The 20,173-nt window shown below is 62.2% G+C and carries 22 protein-coding genes and 1 pseudogene; 3 read left to right on the top strand and 20 right to left on the bottom strand.

Annotated features, from left to right (window positions below):
- Positions 1 to 125 precede the first annotated feature (125 nt).
- Positions 126 to 341, bottom strand: a pseudogene (locus PVW51_RS24340) (transposase); the annotation flags it as partial.
- A gap of 233 nt (positions 342 to 574) precedes the next feature.
- Complete coding sequence (locus tag PVW51_RS23010) at positions 575 to 904, bottom strand: hypothetical protein (protein WP_274577965.1); 330 nt, start codon at positions 902 to 904, stop codon at positions 575 to 577.
- Between PVW51_RS23010 and PVW51_RS23015 the strand changes: the two genes are divergently transcribed.
- Positions 903 to 1,076, top strand: coding sequence for a hypothetical protein (locus tag PVW51_RS23015; RefSeq protein WP_274577966.1), 174 nt, complete (start codon positions 903 to 905; stop codon positions 1,074 to 1,076). The genes PVW51_RS23010 and PVW51_RS23015 overlap by 2 nt on opposite strands.
- A gap of 105 nt (positions 1,077 to 1,181) precedes the next feature.
- Here the strand turns inward: PVW51_RS23015 and PVW51_RS23020 are convergent, their stop codons facing one another.
- Both PVW51_RS23020 and PVW51_RS23025 read right to left on the bottom strand, forming a co-directional pair.
- Entirely contained in the window at positions 1,182 to 1,928 is a 747-nt protein-coding gene (locus tag PVW51_RS23020; protein ID WP_274577993.1) for an SDR family oxidoreductase, read from the bottom strand.
- 38 nt (positions 1,929 to 1,966) lie between these two features.
- Complete coding sequence (locus tag PVW51_RS23025) at positions 1,967 to 2,818, bottom strand: hypothetical protein (protein WP_274577968.1); 852 nt, start codon at positions 2,816 to 2,818, stop codon at positions 1,967 to 1,969.
- Between the two features lie 776 nt (positions 2,819 to 3,594).
- Here PVW51_RS23025 and PVW51_RS23030 point away from each other — a divergent pair.
- Positions 3,595 to 3,828, top strand: a complete 234-nt coding sequence (locus PVW51_RS23030) for a hypothetical protein (protein WP_274577970.1) — start codon at positions 3,595 to 3,597, stop codon at positions 3,826 to 3,828.
- 152 nt (positions 3,829 to 3,980) lie between these two features.
- On the opposite strand, the gene PVW51_RS23035 is transcribed toward PVW51_RS23030, so the two are convergent.
- The 16 genes from PVW51_RS23035 to PVW51_RS23110 form a co-directional block, all read right to left on the bottom strand.
- Complete coding sequence (locus tag PVW51_RS23035) at positions 3,981 to 4,667, bottom strand: nitroreductase (RefSeq protein ID WP_274577971.1); 687 nt, start codon at positions 4,665 to 4,667, stop codon at positions 3,981 to 3,983.
- Between the two features lie 30 nt (positions 4,668 to 4,697).
- A complete protein-coding gene (locus PVW51_RS23040; RefSeq protein ID WP_274577972.1) occupies positions 4,698 to 5,498 on the bottom strand; it encodes an enoyl-CoA hydratase/isomerase family protein in 801 nt (266 codons plus the stop codon).
- A 13-nt stretch (positions 5,499 to 5,511) separates the two neighbouring features.
- Positions 5,512 to 6,258, bottom strand: a complete 747-nt coding sequence (locus PVW51_RS23045; RefSeq protein WP_274577973.1) for an SDR family NAD(P)-dependent oxidoreductase — start codon at positions 6,256 to 6,258, stop codon at positions 5,512 to 5,514.
- Positions 6,259 to 6,262: 4 nt separating this feature from the next.
- Positions 6,263 to 7,414 carry a thiolase family protein gene (locus PVW51_RS23050; RefSeq protein ID WP_274577974.1) on the bottom strand — a complete coding sequence of 384 codons (1,152 nt, stop codon included), beginning with the start codon at positions 7,412 to 7,414 and terminating at the stop codon, positions 6,263 to 6,265.
- Positions 7,411 to 7,788, bottom strand: a complete 378-nt coding sequence (locus PVW51_RS23055; protein WP_274577975.1) for a Zn-ribbon domain-containing OB-fold protein — start codon at positions 7,786 to 7,788, stop codon at positions 7,411 to 7,413. Before PVW51_RS23055 ends, PVW51_RS23050 begins: the two co-directional genes overlap by 4 nt.
- A 750-nt stretch (positions 7,789 to 8,538) precedes the next feature.
- Positions 8,539 to 8,667: a hypothetical protein gene (locus PVW51_RS23060; protein WP_274577976.1), complete on the bottom strand. Its 129-nt coding sequence runs from the start codon at positions 8,665 to 8,667 to the stop codon at positions 8,539 to 8,541.
- A gap of 224 nt (positions 8,668 to 8,891) precedes the next feature.
- Positions 8,892 to 9,860 carry a branched-chain amino acid ABC transporter permease gene (locus tag PVW51_RS23065; RefSeq protein ID WP_274577978.1) on the bottom strand — a complete coding sequence of 323 codons (969 nt, stop codon included), beginning with the start codon at positions 9,858 to 9,860 and terminating at the stop codon, positions 8,892 to 8,894.
- A gap of 9 nt (positions 9,861 to 9,869) precedes the next feature.
- Complete coding sequence (locus PVW51_RS23070; RefSeq protein ID WP_274577979.1) at positions 9,870 to 10,754, bottom strand: branched-chain amino acid ABC transporter permease; 885 nt, start codon at positions 10,752 to 10,754, stop codon at positions 9,870 to 9,872.
- Between the two features lie 15 nt (positions 10,755 to 10,769).
- Positions 10,770 to 11,489: an ABC transporter ATP-binding protein gene (locus tag PVW51_RS23075; RefSeq protein ID WP_274577981.1), complete on the bottom strand. Its 720-nt coding sequence runs from the start codon at positions 11,487 to 11,489 to the stop codon at positions 10,770 to 10,772.
- Positions 11,482 to 12,234, bottom strand: a complete 753-nt coding sequence (locus PVW51_RS23080) for an ABC transporter ATP-binding protein (RefSeq protein ID WP_274577983.1) — start codon at positions 12,232 to 12,234, stop codon at positions 11,482 to 11,484. The genes PVW51_RS23075 and PVW51_RS23080 overlap by 8 nt, the downstream gene beginning before the upstream one ends.
- Positions 12,235 to 12,288: 54 nt before the next feature.
- Positions 12,289 to 13,503, bottom strand: coding sequence for an ABC transporter substrate-binding protein (locus PVW51_RS23085; protein ID WP_274577986.1), 1,215 nt, complete (start codon positions 13,501 to 13,503; stop codon positions 12,289 to 12,291).
- A 158-nt stretch (positions 13,504 to 13,661) separates the two neighbouring features.
- The gene (gene gcvA, locus PVW51_RS23090; RefSeq protein ID WP_274577987.1) at positions 13,662 to 14,600 is read right to left on the bottom strand and encodes a transcriptional regulator GcvA; all 939 of its coding nucleotides are present in this window, start codon (positions 14,598 to 14,600) and stop codon (positions 13,662 to 13,664) included.
- 89 nt (positions 14,601 to 14,689) lie between these two features.
- The gene (locus PVW51_RS23095) at positions 14,690 to 16,108 is read right to left on the bottom strand and encodes an aldehyde dehydrogenase family protein (protein ID WP_274577988.1); all 1,419 of its coding nucleotides are present in this window, start codon (positions 16,106 to 16,108) and stop codon (positions 14,690 to 14,692) included.
- A 39-nt stretch (positions 16,109 to 16,147) separates the two neighbouring features.
- Positions 16,148 to 17,227 (bottom strand): CaiB/BaiF CoA transferase family protein, encoded by a 1,080-nt coding sequence (locus PVW51_RS23100; protein ID WP_274577989.1) that lies wholly within the window; start codon positions 17,225 to 17,227, stop codon positions 16,148 to 16,150.
- A gap of 4 nt (positions 17,228 to 17,231) precedes the next feature.
- Complete coding sequence (locus PVW51_RS23105) at positions 17,232 to 18,131, bottom strand: NAD(P)-dependent oxidoreductase (protein WP_274577990.1); 900 nt, start codon at positions 18,129 to 18,131, stop codon at positions 17,232 to 17,234.
- 87 nt (positions 18,132 to 18,218) lie between these two features.
- Positions 18,219 to 18,635, bottom strand: coding sequence for a VOC family protein (locus PVW51_RS23110; protein WP_274577991.1), 417 nt, complete (start codon positions 18,633 to 18,635; stop codon positions 18,219 to 18,221).
- Between the two features lie 524 nt (positions 18,636 to 19,159).
- On the opposite strand from PVW51_RS23110, the gene PVW51_RS23115 reads away from it, so the two are divergent.
- Positions 19,160 to 20,173 (top strand): ParB/RepB/Spo0J family partition protein (locus tag PVW51_RS23115; RefSeq protein ID WP_274577992.1); only part of this gene is annotated, 1,014 nt, incomplete at its 3' end.

Raw genomic sequence — 20,173 nt, forward strand, 5'->3', positions numbered from 1 at the left:
CCCTGTGGATATATTGCAATTAAGGGTACAGAATCTGCCGAAAACGCTTCCAATCCGCAGAATCTGATTAATTAGGGTACAGTGACACCAGGGACGCGGCGTTACACCCCGCCGGAAACTGGTGCCGACCATCGCCCTTGCGCCATGGATCAACAGCGTTCGCAGATAACGATCGCCGCCCTTGCTGATCCGTCCGATGCGTTCTCAATTTCCACTCGCTGACATGCGCGGTGTAAGGCCCACCACGCCGCGAAGTGGCGTGCAGACTCGAATTGCGAGGCATGTCCCACCGCGGCGATCAGTGCCGTCGCCGTCAGCGGACCGACGCCTGGCGCCGTGGCGAGACGCTGGCTCGCCTCGCTTGACCTGTGCCAGGCGAGGATCTCGCGGTCGGCGGCATCGAGCTTCGCCGTCAGTGCATCCAGGTGTTCAAACAGCGCGTCGAGAGCGGCCCGAGCTTCGCGCGGCAGAACCTTTTCGTTGGCACCCTCCATGTCCCGCCGGAGGACGCCAACACGACAGATGCCTTTCGCAGCGACAATCCCAAACTCGCTGAGAAGCTCTCGCGCCGAGTTCACGCTGGCCGTCCGCTGCCGCACGACGTCCGACCGACAGCTTCGCATATCGCCTCCGCCGCGTCCTTCTTGTTCCACTTTACGTAGGGCTTCGCATATTGCGGCGGTATCAGCCGGACGTCGTGCCCCAGCTCAACCAGTTCGCGCGCCCAGTGGTGCGCGCTCGAGCATGCCTCCATCCCGACAAGGCAGGGCGGCAATGCTTCGAAGAAGGCCAGCAGGCCCTGACGCCGTATGCGCCGCTTGAGGATGGGATGTCCGGCGGCATCGACGCCGTGGACCTGGAAAATCGACTTTGCAAGATCGAGACCGATAGTAGTGACAGACATGGCTGGCTCCTGGTTGATTGCGCCGACCAGCCTACGTCGCAACGCTGCCGAAGAGGTGGTCCATGCCATCAAATGGCTGATCGCCAGCCGGTACATGATGGTCGAAGCCTTCGCCCAGATCGACAAAGAGGAGATCGACCCCATTCTCAGCGATACAGCGAAAGTCGCCTGATCATGCCCTCAGGCCATCCGGGAAATTACACCAGTTTGACGGACGTGGCCCGCCACCGCCTAGGGATCGTTTATGCGGGTCGGAGAGGCCAGTTAGACGGCCGCTTCAGATCGTCCGCCCGCCATCGACTTCAAGGATCACCCCGGTGATGAACTGCGCGTCTTCCGAGGCCAGATAAAGCGCCGCGCCCGCGACATCCTCGGGGGTGCAGAAGCGCCCCAGGGGGATCGTCGCCAGGAACGCGGCACGGTTATCCGGCGTGTCCGGCTTACCAAGGAAGCTTTCCAGAAGTCCGGTGGCCCCCACCACGGGCGCGATACCACAAACGCGGATCCTGTCTGGTGCCAGTTCCACCGCCAGCGAGCGGGTCATTAAGTTCACCGCCCCCTTGCTAGCATTGTACCAAGTCAGCCCCGGTCGGGGCCTGATACCCGCTACAGAGCCGACATTGATCATGATCCCGCCGCCCTGGCCGCGCCACCGCGGCACCATCGCCTTGGTTACGTGGAAGATCGACAGGACGTTGATGTCAAAGATCTTACGGAAAGTATCCTCATCCGTCTCCATCAGCGGCGCGTTGCGGTTGGTCCAGCCCGCGTTGTTAATCACGATATGGGGACAGCCCAACACCTCTTCGGTCCGCGCGATCGCCGCCTCGACCTGATCGGCATTTGACACATCGCAAGCCACCGCCGCGGAATTGCCGATCTCTGCCGCGACGGCCTCGGCCCCCGCATGGTTCAGATCCGCGATCATAACCTTTGCGCCCTCGCGCACGAAGGCCTCAGCCATGCCCCGACCAAAGCCCGATGCTGCTCCCGTGATCAGGGCTACCTTGCCTGCCAGACGCATCATGTCGCGGCAGCCGTTGGGCCGTGCTGAAGTGTCGTTCATGATAGTCCTCCCTTACCAATGCGGCTAGGTACGCCCGTTCCCGCCCGACGGGCAACTGAATATATCTGGGGCAAGACGGAGAAAATGTATCGCAGGTACAGGACGGCTGAGGTCGGCGTTTCACCCGCATGGGGGCGGCGATGATGTAGCCTCCCGCCGCCGGGGGAGTCGCGCGGGAAGGCTTTGAACGGATGATCGCAGAAGTTTGTCCGTGCAAGGTTAGCGCTGGCGCAGCACGCGAGGTGTCCCCTTTCGCACGCAAAAGCAGAGACTGGAAGAAACACGTAGAAATATGCCGCGTTTTCGACATTATGCTGATCGACCAGGAAAGGATCTATTCGCCGCGCGACGGCAACGACCGGCTGCTTCTGGGTCTGAAGGGCGGTCTGAACGAATAAGAGCTTGATCTTCTGCGGCAGAGATCCCTTGCCGCACGCCGCGAGAAAGCGCGGCGCGGGGAGCTTGTCGTTGACGCGCCCGTCGACTTCGTGAAGGCAGGCGACCGGCTCGAGAAAGACCCGGATCGCCGCGTGAAAAAGGCCATAATGAACTGCTGCCGGTTTCGTGGATGTGAACAGGCATGCAATGTTGGCTCTGGCGCACATTGTGTGATGTTTTGCGCTTTTGCCCCTACATTTGGAGTCCCTGCTGAAGGGGATGAACGCCATGACAGGACGTTTCGACACCAGACTATTGCCCGAAGGGCTTCGCTCCAGCGAATACAGCTTGGACGGCGCTAACCTCTCGATTGACGCAGAGATCATTAACGCCGAGGTGATCTGTCCGGGACGCGGACAGATCACCTCGCCGCCACTGCCTTTATGTCCGGCACCTTGCGGATTCTCCATCTCATGGTCGTTCCTTAAGGCTGCGCTTGTCAGTGCATCGATTCCGCTGTGTTGCGTCGCACTGTCCCACGACGACTTTCAGCGAGAAAGTTTCAGATTGCCTCGCTTATCGTCATGGCCGCCGGACCGGTCGCTTTCAGAACCTCGTCGCCTACCTTGGTCCCGCCACGGGCGATCGTCCGACCCAGGCACTTGGACGCCGGATGCGGTTCGACGTGAGCAAGGATACCTTCCTCCGCGGGGCTGCGACGGGTGCGCGGACCATGGCTTTTGAACTGCGCGTCATCGGGATCGACAATTGGGCCTGGCGCTAGGGAAAGCGCTATGGAACGTTGGTCTGCGACCTCGAAAGGCACGCCGTCAACGATCGCTTCCGGATCGCGAGGCTGCGACCGTCGTCGCCTGGCTGCGGCGACACCCGCAGATCGAAATTGTCGTGCGAGATCGGAACGGCGGGCACCGATCAGTCGCACCGGTATCAGTGCCGCGGCGATGACGCACATGTCGGAGCCGGTCTATGCATCGGGGCCGGGGGCGCGACATTGACGCTGCCGTCGCAAACCAGCTTCTCGAGGCGGTCTCCGGGCAGGCGGTTCAGGCCGCCCTTCTGGCGGGACAGCAGACTGCCAACGCTCAGGAGACCGTCCGGCTGGCGGTCGAGAGGGAACTCGAGGAGGCTCGATACGCGGCGGAACTCGTCCGAACGCCGCCGTCAGCATGTCGATCCCGCCAAACGACATGTCGCCCGGACACTGGAAGCCCGCTGGAACGTCGCGTTGGAGCGGGTGGCCGCAGTCGAGCAGAAGCTCGGAAGCCTTGCAACAGAGATCAAGTCGAAACCTGGGATCGATCCCGCAGTTCTGATGCAGCTTGCCTCGGATCTTCCGTTCGTCTCGAACGCGGCCGGCACCGATGCCCGCGCGAGGCGGCGGCTGGTCAGTCTGCTGATCGAGGAAGTCTTGATCGACATCGACGAGAAGACGAACGAATTTCACTCGGAGTCCCGTTGATGACTCGTATCCTTAGATTCGCGATACCAAAACCAAGGTTCGCAACGTCCAGACCATAGCGTCGAAAGACCTAGTGTGCGATCTGGTCGCCGCCGGGTCTGGCACGAGGTGCAGAGCCGCAGTAAACGACCCACACCAACCCGGCTCCAACGCTAGTCGTGATGAAACCGAGCGAAGGTGGAAACCGCCTCACGCTCAGAGCGCAGAGCATTGATCTGTGCGCCCGCGTCGGCATAGCCAAGCGCGATGCCGCAGATGATTTTCTGTACGGGGTCGATGTTCAGCGCCTGACGGACGGCTGCGTGATAGGGGGCGATGGCTGCCTGCAAGCACGTCGCTAATCCCTCAGAAACCGCCGCCAGTGCCAGAGACTGCATGAAACACCCAACATCAATATAGGCGGCGGCACCCAGCCTACGGTCGACCGAAACGATCAGGCAGACTGGCGCATCGAAGAACCGGAGGTTGAGATTGTGATGAGCCAGCGCACCCTCCCGATCCCCACGCTGTACACCGATCAAGTCATACAGCTCCCAACCCAGGGCGCGCCGCCGCGACAAAAAGGGTTCGGGCCAGATCTCGGGATAGTAGGGGTATTCCAACTCGGCAGGCGGCGATGCCGCCGACTGCTGTTTCGCAATCGCATCGAGCAAACGCGCGCGGGCCGCTCCCGTTGCGACATCCAGCGTCCAGGGCTGGGTGTTGTTGCCGCTCGGGGCAAGGGATGCCGCCTCCAGAATCCTCTCGAGCAGCGCAGGTGGGACCTTGCGTCCTAGGAATGCGCGCGTGCTGCGGCGCTCGGCCAGCACCGTCCGAATGGTCTCCGAAACATTCTGCACGCAACGATCCTCCTTGGGATTTTCCCGACCTCAACGCCCCCTGAAAAGGGGTGCCCGCTTTTCCTGAAAGGCTCTGCGGCCTTCGGCACGGTCTTCCGTGTCGCGCAGAAGACCCCAGGCGAGTTCGGACATCTGCATCCATTGTGCTGGCGACAGCCCGTCGGACTGATCCATCAACATCTTGCTCATCTGGATCGCGAGCGGGCCGAGACCGGCGACCCGGCCTGCCAGGTCGGCGACCTTCCGGTCGAAGTCCTGTACCGGATAAAGCGCACTGGCCAACCCCAATTCATATGCGCGGGCGGCGGACAGGCGTTCGGCGGTGAAGGCCATATGCGCGGCAACGTGGCGAGGCAGCGCACGCAGGATTGCGCCGATGCCACCGACGCCAGGAAAGCTGCCTGTCGCGGCTTCGGGCAGGCCGAACTGGGCGTTCTCGGCGGCGACTAGCATGTCGCATTGCAGCGCAATCTCGAACCCGCCGCCAAGGCAGTAGCCCTGCACCGCGGCAATCATCGGTTTGCGGCGACGGATGCCGGAAAGGTCCATCAAGCGGATGTAAAGCCCACCCTCGGCGGATTGGTCGAGCGTATACGAATAGGCTTCCGCCACGCCAGCAGTCTGGGCGATACCGCCGATGTCGGCCCCGGCTGAAAAGGCCTTTGCGGAGGAGGTCGCCAGCACCGTGGCACGGACCGTCGGCTCGGCCTCCGCCGTCTCTATCGCAAGGCGCAGAGCTTTCAAATGCGCAATATCCAGTGCATTCAATTTCTCGGGCCGGTCCAGGGTGATGGTCGCGACGCCGTTCTCACGCGATGTCAGAATGGCCATTCTTTCGTCCCCCTCACACGCTCGGGCTCGACAGCGACCGGCCGCCGCAGACGTAGATCAGCTGGCCCGTCACATAGTCGTTCGATGGATCGGCCAGGAACAGCACCGCGCGCGCAATGTCGTCCGCCCGGCCGATCCGCTTGCGCGGCACGGAGGCGCGCAGTTTCTCCTGCACCTCGGTCGTGAAGCCCGCGAACATGGGGGTCTCGACGATCCCCGGGGCGATGGCATTCACCGTCACGCCCTTGCTCGCGAATTCCAGGGCCAGACTGCGGGTCAGACTGACCACCCCGCCCTTCGCCGCCGAATAGTTCGACTGCCCATAGCCGCCCAGCCAGGCGCGGGACGAGATGTTGACGATCCGCCCAGTCCCCTGCCCGATCATCACCGGAGCGACCGCACGGCAGGTCAGGAACTGCGACTTGAGGTTGGTGTCGATGACATCGTCCCAGTCGGCTTCTTCCATGTTGGTGATCTTCTTGTCGCGGACGATGCCCGCGTTGTTCACCAGGACGTCGATGGACCCTTGTGTCCGGTGCACTTCGGCGACGGCCTCCGTGACTTCGGCAGCCGAGGCCACATTCACCTTCATCGGCAGGATCCGCACATTGGGGAAACCGACCTCCAGTTTCGTGCGCGCCTCCTCTAAGGCCTCCGGGTTCAGGTCGAAAATCGCGACGGCACATCCCGATGCCGCCAGGGCCTCGGCGATCCCGAGGCCGATGCCCCGGGCGCCGCCCGTCACTATGGCTGTACGCATCAGGTCAGACCCCCAGCAGGTGGACAGAGGATGCCGCGTGGTCGACGCCCGCGATGCCGCCGCCCGTGCACTGGGTCAGCCCGATCTTCGCTCCATCGACCTGTCGACCGGTCGCGCGACCCTGTAGCTGCCAAGTTATTTCGACCATCTGCGCGACGCCAGTGGCCCCGAGCGGGTGCCCCTTCGCCAGCAGGCCGCCGCTCGGGTTAACCGGAACCCTGCCGCCAAGTGCAGTGTCCCCCCGGCGCAGTATGGCCGCCCCTTCGCCGGGCGCGGCCAGTTGCAGGGCTTCGTAGTAAAGCAGCTCGGCAATGGTGAACGCGTCGTGCAGTTCCACCACGTTCACGTCGGAGGGGGAGACGCCGGCTTCCTCATAGGCCTTGCGGGCTGTGCGCGCGGTGATCTCGGCGTCGAGAATGTCCTCGCAACCCAGCTCCTGGTGACCGGACTGGACAGCGGAGGCCAGAATGCGAACCGGCTTCTGACCGCCTTTCGGCTGCCTCGTCGTAAGCACCACAGCGGCCGCGCCATCTACCATCGACGGGCAGCATTGCAGCAGGGTCAGAGGCTCTGCCACGGGGCGCGAGGTCAGGACCTCCTCCAGCGTGACTTCCTTGCGCTGCTGTGCATATGGGTTGCGCGCCCCGGCGGCGCGGTTCTTGACGGCGACCCGTGCAAGGATCTCGGGGCTTTCGTCACGCTCATGCAGGTATCGCATGCCGCGCATCGCGTAGACCGAAGGAAGCGTCATGCCCTGGCCCGCATAAAGCTGGGTCTTGTAGTCATTCTTTTGCAGCGGGATCGTGCCGCCGCCCAGCTGTGTCAGCGCTTCGACGCCCCAGACCACGACGGTGTCGTAGACGCCAAGTTGAAGCGCCTGACGCGCAAGATGTACCGCCGTCGCACCGCTCGCGCAGGCGTTCTCGACATTGTACAGCGCCGGGCCGGTGATCTGGAGATCCCGCGCCAGCACCTGACCGAGGATCATCCCGCCGTAGACGTTGGCATTGTACATCGCCTGGACATCGCCCGGATCCAGCCCGGCATCGGCCAGCGCCCCAAGGACGGCCGACTGGACCAGGTCTTGCATCGACTTGTCGTCATGCCGCGCGAAGGGCGTCATGGCGACGCCCGCGATATGGACTGTCGTGCTCATGCCCGCGCCTCCCCGACCGGAACGAAGTGGTATGCGGTGTCGGAAGTTTCCCCGTCTGGATCCGGATAAGCTTGGACGCTCATGCCGATTTGGACCGCGTCGGTCGGACAGTTTAGACGGCCGAAAACGCGCGTTTCACCGGCGAAGTCGACCAGCGCCAGGACAAATGGCGACTTGCCGGACTTCGGATTGGGATGGATGACGGTGTAGCTGTAGAGCGAGGCAGGGCCGCACAGCTCGATATCCTCGTAGAGACCAGATACCGGAGACTGCGTCGGGATCCGGGGAAACATACCCTTGCCGCCCGCTCGGCTCCGAGAGGCCAGGAGGGTGATAGCGCCCCCCTTCATGCCCTGTTTGAAGATGTTTTCCATTGCTGCGCCTCCAGTTGCCTGATGGGAGGAGTCAGCTTCGCGACATGCACCGTACCCTTGCGGCGCGCGGTGGCCAGATGCTCCTCACCTGCGGCGGACTATCGGTCAGTCTCCGTCGCGGTCGCAAACGACAGTTGCGGAGCGCCGGGTTGACTTATCCTCATGCTCTCGGCGCAGGGTCTGCGAGGGTTCGGATCTTGCCATTTCGGCCTGAATCTCTTTCCGGGTTTATGCCAGAAGGGGCAGGAATCGCGACTTGATGTCTTTTCCGTCGGGCCCGTTGCAAAGTAGGTGAATGCGACTACTCTGATCACCGGCATCGCGACGCTGTGGGTCGATGGCCAGAAGTTCCCCGACCGCGCATTTCCTCGCTCTTTCGTGTTCTCCAGAAGACGCGCAAGCCCCGCACGGTTGCTCTGGAAAGGCGAGTAACGTGCTCCGGACTGGCTGATCGCATCCAGACGCTCGGCCTATGCCCCGGGGGTCAGATGGGCAAGTGTGGCGAGCCCCATGGCCGTATCCAGGACTAGGGACAGGCCGATGGTGTTTTAGTCAATCACGAGCGGCGAGATCGGACTTGTGGAGTTAGCGGATCACCATGCTGGTGCTCAAATCAGTGGGCCAGACGATCCTTCGCTGATGCCGTTTCAACATTGGGTTTGCGATGTTGACCAACCGGTCGCGCGCGGAATAGCCCGCGCCGATGCGCCTGAGTTGTGTGGTCGGCGCGTACCGGTTGGTCCCGGGCTGTCAATCGATCAGACGCTCTTCGATCAGCACCTCGAGAATGCTGTAGACCGTCTGGCGCGAAACGTCCGTGGCCGCGCTGATGGACGAAACTGTCGCGACATCCAGCTTTTCGATCCCACTTCGGCACATCGATGCCGCCGGGGGCCGGTTACACCATCAGAGCCTAGTGACTGGTCCAGTCGAGACCCTTTTCGGCTAGACGCAGCCTAACCTTTATTGCGCAGAACGATCTCCAGTCGTGGTAAAGATCGAGTATCCTTGTATCCTCTCGCCAAGTCCTGCCGATGTACGATCTGGACAAGTTTGCGGGGCACCTGCCTCAACGATTGTCGGCGGCACAGTCCGGAGGTCGATCAGTGCCGCCGACGGCCCTTACTTTTCTGTCGCCACGCCGCGCGCTGGCGCAGAACCTCGGGTAGTGCCGTCAAGGTTCCGACGATGCCGGCGCGGAACATCATCACGGCCAGCACGAAGATCAGGCCCTGTAGTACCACCACCCATTCGCCCCAAGGCGCAAGGAAGTGATTCATCAGGACCACGAAGGCCCCGCCGACCACAGGGCCAATGAAGTTCGACATGCCACCGATCAGGGTCATAAGGATGACCTCGCCGGACATGTGCCAGGAGACATCGGTCAGCGATGCCAGCTGGAACACATAGGCCTTGATCGCCCCCGCCAGCGCGGCAAGTGACGCCGAGATCACGAAGGCTAGGATCTTGTATCGCTGGACGCGGTAGCCGAGGGAGATCGCGCGGGGCTCATTGTCCCGGATGGCGACGATGGACCGGCCAAACGGCGAATGCACGACACGCCACACCAGAAGCAGAGACAGGGCAAAGATCGTGGCCACGACGTAGTAGAGGACCAGATCGTCACGACCGTCGATGAAACCGAGGAGAGGCCGGCGGGGGATATTCTGAAGCCCGTCCTCGCCGCCAGTGAACTTCGCGCTGTTGAAGAAGAAGAAGGCCATCTGCGCCACGGCCAGCGTGACCATCGCGAAGTAGATGCCCGACCGCTTCAAAGCGACGGCGCCGACCACGTACCCTCCTGCCGCACCAGCGGCCAAAGCGCCCAGCCAGGCCAGTTCGGGCGGCAAGCCGACATCCCTAATAAGGTATCCGGCGACATAGGCCCCGCCGCCAAAGAACATCGCGTGACCGAAGGACAGCACGCCAACGTAGCCAAGCAGCAGGTTGAACGACATCGCGAATAGAGCGAAGCACAGGACCTTCATCAACAGGACCGGATAGACCACCAAAGGTGCCGCGAGGAGCAGAGCGATCGCAGCGACCAGGCTCAATAAGGAAAAGCGCGTCATGAGGTCCTCCTATCGCACGCTGCCGAACAGCCCAGCCGGGCGGATCAGCAGGACAACGGCCATCACGAAGAAGATCACCGTGGCGGACGCCGCCGGCCAGTAGAGCCGCGTCAACCCTTCGAGTAGACCGAGGCCGAACCCCGAAATGATTGCCCCGCCGATGGAGCCCATGCCGCCGATCACGACCACCGCGAAGACGGTGATGATGAGGTGCGACCCCATGGATGGGCTGATCTGGTAGATGGGCGCGGCAAGGACACCGGCCAGCGCCGCAAGGGCGACACCCAGCCCAAATGTCGCGGTGATCAGCACTTCGACCGGTACGCCGAAGGCTCTTAGAAGTTGCGGGTTTTCCGTGGCGGCGCGCAGTAGGGCGCCAAGCCGCGTTCGTTCGATCGCGATCCAGGTGACAAGACAAACCACGATCGAGACCAGGACGACGAACCCGCGATAATAGGGCAGGAACATGAAGCCCAGGTTGTGGCCGCCATTGATGGGGGAGGAGAAGGCAAGCCCGGACGATCCGAACTTGAGGCGCGTCAGCCCTTCGATCAGTAGGGCCAGTCCGAAGGTCAGCAGAAGGCCGTAGAGGGGATCGAGCCCGGCGATTCGGCGCAGCAGGCCACGTTCAAGCGCGACCCCGAGGCATCCGACCGCCAGAGGCACCAGAAAGATCGCCGCCCAGAACGACAGACCAAGCTGCGTGACGGCAATCCAGGCACCGACGGCACCCAGCATGTAGAGCGCGCCATGCGCGAAATTCACAAGATTGAGGAGACCGAATATCAGCGCCAACCCAAGGCTGAGAAGCGCATAGAAGGCGCCATTGATCAGGCCGAGCAGCAACTGACCGAACACGGCCTGCGGCGGATAGCCGAATAGTTCCAGGAACATCTTTATTTCTCTCCCTCAGACACCCAGAAAAGCTCTGAGCTGGGCATCACGAGATCCGATGTCCTCGTTCGGGATCATGTCGACGACCCTGCCATCCTCGACGAGGTAGTGGCGGTCGGCGAGTTCGGATGCAAAGTGAAAATTCTGCTCAACCAGAAGAATGGTGAAGCCACGGCTGCGCAGGTCCTTCAGAACCCTGCCGATATGCTGCACGATGACGGGTGCCAGCCCCTCGGTCGGTTCGTCCAGAAGCAGGAATTTCGATCCGGTGCGCAGGATACGGGCGATGGCAAGCATCTGCTGCTCGCCGCCCGAAAGCTGAGTGCCCCTGCTTCCCGCCCGTTCCGCCAGGCGCGGAAAAATTCCGTGGATCTCCTGCGTGCTCAGGCCGCCCGGTCGATGCACTGGGGGCAGCAGCAGGTTCTCCTCGACCGAGAGGGAAGCATAGATGCCTCGTTCTTCTGGACAGATGGCGAGACCGGCTTTCGATATGGCCTCGGGCGACATCGCGATGGTTTCCCGCCCGCCGAAGATGACCGACCCGGTCCGGACGGGCAGCAGGCCCATCAGCGCCCGCATGGTCGAGGTCTTGCCCGCGCCGTTGCGACCAAGAAGGGTGACGACCTCGCCTTCGCACACGTCGAAGGTCATGCCATGCAGGACATGTGAAGCCCCGTAGTACCCGTTCAGGTCGCGGACCTGCAGGAGCGGGTCGTGTGAGATGACGTTAGGCATGCGCAGTCCCTAAGTAGGCTTCGACGACCTCGGGATTGCCCGAGACCTCAGTATAGCTGCCTTCGGCCAGGACGGCGCCCCGCGCCAGGACCGTGATCCTGTCGCTGAGATCCGCGACCACAGGCAGATTGTGTTCGACCATCAGGACTGTGCGGTCGGCTGAGATCCGGCGGATCAGTGCCGAGACCAGCGCGATATCCTCGCGTCCCATCCCCGACATCGGCTCGTCCAGCAGCAACACTTTGGGGTCCTGGGCAAGGGTCGCCGCGATCTCGAGCGCCCGGCGGCGACCATAGGACAGCGAGGAGGCCGTCTGTCCGGCCAGATCAGCCAACCCGACCGCATCGAGGAGCGCCATCGCTTCGGCGTCGAATTTCAACAGCGACCGGTCCGAGCGCAGGAAGTTGAATGTGTTGGCCTTGCGGCGCTGCAGAGACACCCGGACATTCTCGAGCGCGGTCAGCGAACCGAAGGTGGCCGAGATCTGGAAGGACCGCACCATACCCAGAAGTGCGACACTGGCAGGATCCTTGCCGGTTATGTCGATCCCGTCCAGCGTGATCCGGCCCGACGACGGTTCCAGGAATTTTGTCAGTAGGTTGAAGCACGTTGTCTTGCCCGCCCCGTTCGGTCCGATCAGGGCATGGACGTTGCCGCGCCGGACGTCCAGATCGACGTCGTTAACCGCCATGAAGCCCCCGAAGGTCTTCGAAAGGCCGCGCGTCGACAGGATTACATGTTCCATATTCTCCTCCGGTGGTTGCGGCGCGGACCAATGGCGGCCCGCGCCAGTCCCGATTCAGGGTACCAGAGTACATCCGGCGGCCTTAGACTCTTCGAGGGTCCGGTTGCTCTCGGCCGGCGGAATCGTCGCCACGATTTCGTAGAAGTCCCACTCGCCTTTGGATTCTTCCGGCGACTTCACGCGCGCTAGGTAGGTCGGATGAGTGGCCCGCCCGTCGATACGCACTGCGGTTTCGCCGAAGAGATCGTCCTCGTAGGTGCCTTTGTCGCGCATCGCTGCCACGACCGCCGCACCGTCATCCACGGACCCGGCCGCCAATGCGCTTTCGAGGTACAGAATCGTCGCAGAGTAATCGCCCGCCTGCCCCATGGTCGGCATCGCACCGTCCATCTTCTCGGCGAAGCGCTGGGAGAAGGCGCGGGTCTTGTCGTTTAGGTCCCAGTAGAACCAGGTCGTGAGCGTCAGCCCCTGCGCAACCTCGAGGCCAAGCGCCTTGACGTCGGTCAGGAACATTGCCATCGCGGCCAGTTGCTGACCTCCCTGCACCAGACCAAACTCTCCCGCCTGCTTGATGGAGTTGATCGTGTCGCCTCCGCCATTCAGAAGCCCGACGACCTTGGCACCGGAAGACTGTGCCTGAAGGACGAAAGACGAGAAGTCGCTCGAATTCAGAGGGTGCAGCACTTCACCCTTCACCTCGCCGCCATTGTCGGCGATCAGCTTGTGAGCGATTTCGCGAATATTGTGGCCATAGGCATAGTCGGCGACGATTAAAAACCAGCTGTCGCCGCCTTCCCGCAGGGTCGCTCCGACCGTGCCATGGGACAGGCCCCAGGCGTCATAGGTCCAGTGCACGGTGTTGGGCGTGCATTTGTCGCCGGTAAGGCTATTGGTCGCTGCGTTCGAGGCCATGAAGACCTTGTTTTTCTCGGCCGTGATTGCGCTGACCGCCAGCGCGGCAGCAGAAGAGGTGACATCGACGATGACGTCCACGCCACGCTGGTCGTACCACTCGCGCGCTGTCGCGGCAGCGATGTCCGGCTTGTTCTGGTGATCGGCACTCACCAGGTCGACCTTGACGTCCGGATGTGACGCGACGAAGTCGTCAATCGCCAGCTGGGCGGCCGCAACCGAACCCTTGCCGCTGAAATCAGAGTAGAGGCCGCTCATGTCGGTCAGCACGCCGACGGTGATTTCCGTCTGCGCATGAAGTGGCGCCGCGAATGCCGCCACACAGGCAGCAAGAATGAAGTGACGTTTGAATTGCACTGAAAACCCTCCCATGGTTATAGGGAGGATGCGCAGGCTCGTGCCCGGCCTTGTTGCCGGACTACATGCCAAGTCCCTCCCTTCGCACGACTATCGCAGCTCCGGGAGGTATCCGGCAAAGCACATATAGGCAGAGCAAGCGTGAGTTTTTGGAAGGCTCAGACCTGGCCGAACCGTGGCAGCGCAGGAAGGACCTCATCGTCGTCTTTCTCTGCTGCGCATTGCTGCAGTAGCCAGGACTGGAACTTACGAAGTGCAGGGTTGCGCATCCGGTTTCGCGGGTAGATCAGGTAGTAGGTAAACGGGCCTCGGGTCACCGTCGGACCGAACGGCTGGACAAGACGCCCCGCTTCCAGATCGTCCCTGAAAAGGGATTTCTGCGCCATCATCAGACCTTGGTGATCCAGCGCCGCCTGATAAGCCAGCATGGAGCTGGCATACTTCGGCCCGTGATACCAATCCACCAGTTGTCCGAGACCAACAGTTTCGATCCAAACCCGCCAGTCCTCGGGCCGGGCCAGCGTATGCAGAAGCTTCTTGCCTGCAAGGTCTTCCTTGGCCTTCAGGTCATGACGTGCAGCGTATTCCGGGCTGCAGAGCGGGGCCAGCTGGTTCTCGATCAGCTTCTCGACCTCGAGGCCGGGATAGTCGCCGTCGCCCAGCCTGATCGCGGCATCAACTCTCTCTCGATCGAAATCGACGGCTTCCAGCGAGGTCGTCAGCCGAATTTCTACCCCCGGATGGAGGTCGGAGAAGCTGGACAGCCTGGGGATCAGCCATTTGCCACCAAAGGTCGTATAGGCGCGAATGTGCACGACCTCCTGACCCTTTCCTCCGGCAAGCTGCTTCGTCGCATCGGCAAGGGCCCAGAGGTGAGGAGAGATGCTTTCGAAATACTGCTCGCCCTCGGCAGTCAGGAATATCTCGCTGGCCGTCCGGCGAAAGAGGACCACGCCCAAGCTGTCCTCGAGCGCCTTGACCTGTCGGCTGACGGCGCCGGGGGTTACGTTCATCTCTTCCGCCGCATTCCGCATGGAGCTGTGGCGGGCGGCGGCCTCGAAGGCGCGGAGAGGGTTAAGTGGAGGAAGATTCTGCATCGGTTGCCGCCCGGTCAAGACCTCGGTATGTAACAGTACGGCAATCGATCAGGATATCAATCTGTCCAATTTCCGGTCAGATTCGACGGTCACAAACGGACAATCACGGACTTCAGCTGCGTGTAGTGAGCCAGTGCCTCGATCCCCTGTTCCCGACCGTAGCCGCTCGACTTGTACCCGCCGCAGGGCGTCTGCACGAAACCACCGCTGTATTCGTTAACCAGAATGCGCCCGGCATTCAGGCGCCCGGCGACCCGGTGCACACGGCCGATGTCCTGCGACCAAATCCCTGCCGCCAGACCGTAGTCCGAACTGTTGGCGATCCGGATTGCGTCGGCTTCACCATCGAAAGGGATGACGACTGCGACCGGCCCGAAGATTTCCTCGCGGGCAATCCGCATCTCATTGGTGACGCCGATATAGACCGTGGCAGGCACGAACCAGCCTTCGCCCTCGGAAGCCCGTCCTCCGATCACAGCCATCGCGCCATTCTGCCTGGCAATGTCAAAATATTCCAGTATCTTGCGATACTGGGCCTCGGTCGTGATAGGCCCCGAGGTCGCGCCGTCATGGGCCCCGATATCAAGGGCAGCCACCGCCTCGACCAGCTTCGCAACGAAGGCGTCATGCAGTTCCCTCGCAACCAGTATGCGCGTCCCCGCCGCGCACCACTGCCCGCTGTTCCAGGTGAACCCAAACGCTGCACCCTTTGCCGCGGCGTCGAGATCGGCGTCGCCGAAGACGATGTTTGCCGACTTGCCGCCAAGCTCCAGCGTCAGCGGAAGCAACCGGTCTGCCGCGATGCGACCCAGTTCCTGCCCGGCCCGGACGCTGCCGGTGAATGAGATCTTCGAGATGCCGGAATGCAGCCCGATTGCGGCGCCGACTTCGGGTCCGGTACCAAGAACGATGTTCAGTACGCCCGCGGGAAGGCCGCATTCCTCGGCAAGTCTGGCGAATTCGACCAGAGACGAGGAGGTGAATTCGGATGGCTTGGCCACGACGCAATTCCCGGTCGCCAGCGCCGGAGCAATGGCGCGCGCGGCCTGATGCAAGGGCGCGTTCCATGGAAGGATCACGCCCACGACACCGAAGGGGTCCCGTCGGGTGTAGACGTGATACTCCGGGCCCATGTCGATGATCTGACCGTTGTCCACGTTGGCGATGCCGCCATAGAACTCAAAATACTGCGAGGTCAGGTCCATTAGCCCGAGCATCTCGCGCCCCGGTTTGCCGGTGTCCGCCCGCTCAAGAGGACCAAGGCGTTCGGCCGCACCGCGCACGGCCCGCGCAATGTCGGTGAGGATGCGCCCGCGTCGGTCTGGGCGCATGTCCCGCCAGGCCTCATGGGCGGCCTGGGCCGCCTCGACGGCGATATTGACGTCTGCCGCCGATCCGGCGGCGACCTCTGCCATTTTTCGTGACGTCCGCGGGTCCAGCTTGTCGATGTACTGGCCGGTTGTAGGTGGCACGGCCTTGCCTCCGATGTGGCTCAGAATTTTGGTCATGTTGTCATCCTTCTACTGCACGGATTATTCCCCGTGGGGCTACCGGGCTGGACCCAGGCTGTTCGATGCGATCGCTATTGCGATCTCGTCGTCGCTGAAACCGAGCCCCGCAAGAACGGACCGGGGGTCACTGTTGATCGTGGGCGCGGCCGTCATCGCAGACCTTTCAGTGCCGTTGAACCTGATTGCGGGGGCAGGCATCGCCACCGGCTCTCCGGCCGGGCGTTCGGCCGTTCCGAACAGGTTGCCGTGCACGACCTGCGGGTGCCGGACAAGGTCGGCATAGGTCGCAACCGGCGCACATAAGATATCTGCCTCGGACAAGACCGCGAACCATTCGGCACTGGTTCTCCTGGAAAACGGTTGGGCAAGGGCGGCGACCATATCCTGCCGGTTCGTGACCCGCTCGCGCGAGGTCGCGAGACCGGGCGCGGCCGAGCCCTGCTTGCGCGGCTCGTCACCATCCGCGAGGTAGCTGGTCAGCGAAGCCTGTTGCAAAGCGATGGCGGACTGGAAGAGTGAGATGTCCAGCTGTGGCCGCGCATCGCCCTGACGGATCATCAGGCTGGCGAGCACACCGCAGGCGGCGACATAGCCAGTGAAAACGTCGACGATCGGTGTCTGCACTTTTGCCGGACCGGTATCCGGGAACCCGATGAGGCTCATCAGACCCGAATCTGCCTGCATGATGCCGTCGACGCCGGCGCGTCGAGAATAGGGCCCGGTCTGCCCGTAGGCCGAGATTGAGCAGTACACCAGATCCGGCCGCACCGCCTTGCAGGCAGCTTCGCTCAGACCCAACCGGTCCATGACGCCCGGCCTCATGCTTTCAACCACGATGTCTGCACGTGCGATCAGACGCAGGGCAATACCCGGTCCTGCTTCCGACTTCAAATCGAGCGTCAGTCCCTGCTTGTTTCGATTGAAACCGTGGAAGAGCGCGGCAACACCGTCGATCCATCCGGGACCTAGGGTTCGGCCGATGTCGCCTTCGGGCGGCTCGATCTTTATGACGCGGGCCCCCAGGTCCGCAAGGATCATCGTGCAGGTCGGCCCTGCCCCGATCTGGGTGAAATCAATGACGGTCTTGCCCTCGAGGGGGCGCGGTGTCGGCGCCATGGCGTCACGCCTCCCCGGTTCTGGCGATCCGCACACCCGCCGCGTCTTCCATCTGGCGTACGACTTCAATCATGTCGCCCTGACCCAGACCCGACGCGACCGCGCTTTCGTAGAACTTGCTGGCCGCGGCGTTGACGATCGAAGACGCCCCCGAAGCAGCGGATTCCTGAACGTAAAGCCGCAGATCCTTCAGCATCAGTTCCATCCGGAACCCAAAGTCGAAACGACGTTCGAGAATACGGGGCAGCAGGTCTTCGGTCACGAAACTGCGTCCAGTGCTGGCGTTCAGCATGTCGAGGATGCGGTCCGCAGGGATGCCCGAGCGAATACCGAACACCATCGCCTCGCTCGCCGCGATGAGGTTCGTGCCGACGATCATGTTGTTCACAAGTTTCAGGACCTGCCCCTGCCCGACCTGATCGCCGACATGCTCGACCTTTGCGCCGAAGGTTCGGAACACCGGCTCGACCTCATCGAACGCGACGCGGTTGCCGGCTCCCATCACCGAAAGCGTGCCGGACTTCGCCCGCGCGACTCCGCCGGCTAGCGGACCGTCCAGCGCCTCGATCCCCGACTGGGCCAGGACCACTCCGACCTCGCGGGCCACGCTCGGACCCGTCGTGGAATGATCGACATAGATGCGCACGACCCTGCCGCCCGAAATTCCGTCTGGACCGACTGCAACTGCCTTGACGACATCGGGCGTCGGAAGACACACCAAAACAATCTCGGCCCGATCGGCGACGTCCCGAACGCTCGTGCAAGTCTTGGCTCCATGCCCTGCCGCCGCCAGCATGGCATCGGCGGATTGATCATAGACAAAAACATCCAGGCCCGCCTCGCACATGTGACGGACCATGTGGGCGCCCATGGCACCAAGCCCGATGAAACCGGTCGCGGTCATGCTGTCCTCCCTAGATTGCCGGGACATGAAACCGACGGGCGGCGGCGATCACAAACGACATTGACACGCTGCAAGCATGAGGAAATGTCACTCTGCCGCGCCGCCATTCGCAGACAGCATCTCGTCCACCACGGACAGCAGATCGCATGGACCTTCTCCGGCCCCGGCCGCGATGGTGACCTGGTTGTCCGTCACGGTCATGCAGAAATGGTGCAGCCCCGCATGTCGCAGGGTGTCGCCCAGATCGGTATAGACCGGGGCGGGCTCCGGCAGGGAATCGCCAGCTGCAATCAGTTCGACCATGAAAGTGTTGCCGTTAGGTGGCGCAAGGTAGGCCATCTCTTCGGCTGCATAAGGCCATTCGTGGACCATGCGGAAATTCAGCTTGCCGACGTAGAAGTCCTTAGCGATCGCAAAGTCGGCGACCCGAAGGGCAACATGGTGACCGCGCATATTGGCAAAGACCGAGTTTTCGTTGTCGGTCCGGATTGTGAAGTTCGACATTGTCCTCTCTGAACCCGCCGGGGCGAAGTGCTGCGGCGACGAGAGGGGACCTTGCAGGTTTGTCGGCGCCAAGATTTGTCAGCAATCCTACAAAACACTACTGAACATGGCTCCGCACGTTTCAGTGCGCTCTGTTCAGGTTTCGGTCCTTTGATGACTGTTGGTGATACTCGCACAGAGCGGGTCCATCGAGGCACTTGTCAGACGCCAAGTCTAGGGTCCCCTCGCCCGGCAGGCAATTGGCCAAGCAAACTTGCGGAGAGGGGGCGCTGGTCCCCCAGGACCGCTTACGATCGATCTGATTAGAGAGACTGTTAAGCATTCCTTCCGGCAAAGCCGGTGGAGCTTCTTCCAGTTAAACGCCTAACTGTCTCGCCGCCGAAGGATAGCCACTCAACCTGAGTAGATTCACCCGTATCGATACAGGTTTACAATAGAAAAGCCAGAGGAAGGGAAGCCCGGGTGCCGGGCTTGAAAGGAAAGAGAGAGTCTCATCCGGGTCCGGCGTAACAAGGACCCTGACCATGGCCAAGACCACGACCCGACCGAAACCCGCCACCGCAAAAATGACCGAAGCAACCGGACCGGCAGCGCCTGACAGCGCCACCGAAATCCGGATGATTCCACTCGACCAACTAGAGCTGAGCCGGCTCAATGTTCGCAAGGTAGCGGCAAGCGCCAGCGAGGACGCCGAACTTCTCGCCAGTATCCGTGAGACCGGCATCAAGCAGAACCTGGTGGTACATGCACTGTCAAACACGCGCTTTGCCGTCGATGCTGGTGGCCGTCGCCTTAAGGCGCTCCAACAGCTCGCCGACGACGGTATGATCCCGGCAGATCATCCTGTGCCCTGCCTTGTTGAGGACGAACGCAATGCTGTCCTCACCTCCGCCACCGAAAACCTCCAGCGCGCTGCGATGCATCCAGCCGACCAGTTCGAGGCTTTCGACAAGATGATCGCCGAAGGGCGCAGCGAAGATGAGATTGCGCTGAAGTTCGGCGTCTCTGTCGACCTGGTCCGCCGTCGCCTGAAGCTCGCCCGCGTCGCGCCCGAGATCATCGAGCAGTTCCGCGCAGGCGATCTGACCCTTGAATGCGTTATGGCCTTCACGCTGACGGACGACCATGATCGCCAACTGGCGGTCTGGAACGCGGTGAAAGGCGGTTATCACATCCATCCGCAAAGCATCAAACGCCACCTGACCGAGACCGCGCATTCAGCGAACTCGGCCCTGGGACGCTTTGTCGGCATCGAGGCCTATGAGGCGGCGGGAGGTGTTCTGCTACGCGATCTCTTCGACGATCGTGCCAGCGCCCATATGGAAAACCCCGACCTTCTTGAGCGCCTCGCTATCGAGAAGCTGCAAGCTGCGGCCAAGACCTTTGAGGGGACGTGGAAATGGGTCGAGGTGCATCTCTCGGTGGACTACGGGGCGTTTCGCAGTTTCGGGCGGGTCTATCCGCAGGACATCGAGCCTGATCCGGACCTGCTCGCCGAGGAGGAACGTCTCATCGCGCGCGAGGAAGAACTGGCGGCG

The sequence above is a fragment of the Sulfitobacter sp. PR48 genome (assembly GCF_028807335.1).
Lineage (GTDB): Bacteria > Pseudomonadota > Alphaproteobacteria > Rhodobacterales > Rhodobacteraceae > Sulfitobacter.

What these genes read in the sequence shown, in the direction of transcription:
- PVW51_RS23095 (WP_274577988.1), bottom strand. Translation starts at nt 16,108, where the DNA reads ATGACCAAAATTCTGAGCCACATCGGAGGCAAGGCCGTGCCACCTACA.
- PVW51_RS23045 (WP_274577973.1), bottom strand. Translation starts at nt 6,258, where the DNA reads ATGCGTACAGCCATAGTGACGGGCGGCGCCCGGGGCATCGGCCTCGGG.
- PVW51_RS23070 (WP_274577979.1), bottom strand. Translation starts at nt 10,754, where the DNA reads ATGTTCCTGGAACTATTCGGCTATCCGCCGCAGGCCGTGTTCGGTCAG.
- PVW51_RS23040 (WP_274577972.1), bottom strand. Translation starts at nt 5,498, where the DNA reads ATGGCCATTCTGACATCGCGTGAGAACGGCGTCGCGACCATCACCCTG.
- PVW51_RS23055 (WP_274577975.1), bottom strand. Translation starts at nt 7,788, where the DNA reads ATGGAAAACATCTTCAAACAGGGCATGAAGGGGGGCGCTATCACCCTC.
- PVW51_RS23075 (WP_274577981.1), bottom strand. Translation starts at nt 11,489, where the DNA reads ATGCCTAACGTCATCTCACACGACCCGCTCCTGCAGGTCCGCGACCTG.
- PVW51_RS23020 (WP_274577993.1), bottom strand. Translation starts at nt 1,928, where the DNA reads ATGCGTCTGGCAGGCAAGGTAGCCCTGATCACGGGAGCAGCATCGGGC.
- PVW51_RS23015 (WP_274577966.1), top strand. Translation starts at nt 903, where the DNA reads ATGGCTGGCTCCTGGTTGATTGCGCCGACCAGCCTACGTCGCAACGCT.
- PVW51_RS23010 (WP_274577965.1), bottom strand. Translation starts at nt 904, where the DNA reads ATGTCTGTCACTACTATCGGTCTCGATCTTGCAAAGTCGATTTTCCAG.
- PVW51_RS23080 (WP_274577983.1), bottom strand. Translation starts at nt 12,234, where the DNA reads ATGGAACATGTAATCCTGTCGACGCGCGGCCTTTCGAAGACCTTCGGG.
- PVW51_RS23100 (WP_274577989.1), bottom strand. Translation starts at nt 17,227, where the DNA reads ATGGCGCCGACACCGCGCCCCCTCGAGGGCAAGACCGTCATTGATTTC.
- gcvA (WP_274577987.1), bottom strand. Translation starts at nt 14,600, where the DNA reads ATGCAGAATCTTCCTCCACTTAACCCTCTCCGCGCCTTCGAGGCCGCC.
- PVW51_RS23060 (WP_274577976.1), bottom strand. Translation starts at nt 8,667, where the DNA reads ATGTGCCGAAGTGGGATCGAAAAGCTGGATGTCGCGACAGTTTCGTCC.
- PVW51_RS23105 (WP_274577990.1), bottom strand. Translation starts at nt 18,131, where the DNA reads ATGACCGCGACCGGTTTCATCGGGCTTGGTGCCATGGGCGCCCACATG.
- PVW51_RS23065 (WP_274577978.1), bottom strand. Translation starts at nt 9,860, where the DNA reads ATGACGCGCTTTTCCTTATTGAGCCTGGTCGCTGCGATCGCTCTGCTC.
- PVW51_RS23110 (WP_274577991.1), bottom strand. Translation starts at nt 18,635, where the DNA reads ATGTCGAACTTCACAATCCGGACCGACAACGAAAACTCGGTCTTTGCC.
- PVW51_RS23025 (WP_274577968.1), bottom strand. Translation starts at nt 2,818, where the DNA reads ATGGAGAATCCGCAAGGTGCCGGACATAAAGGCAGTGGCGGCGAGGTG.
- PVW51_RS23050 (WP_274577974.1), bottom strand. Translation starts at nt 7,414, where the DNA reads ATGAGCACGACAGTCCATATCGCGGGCGTCGCCATGACGCCCTTCGCG.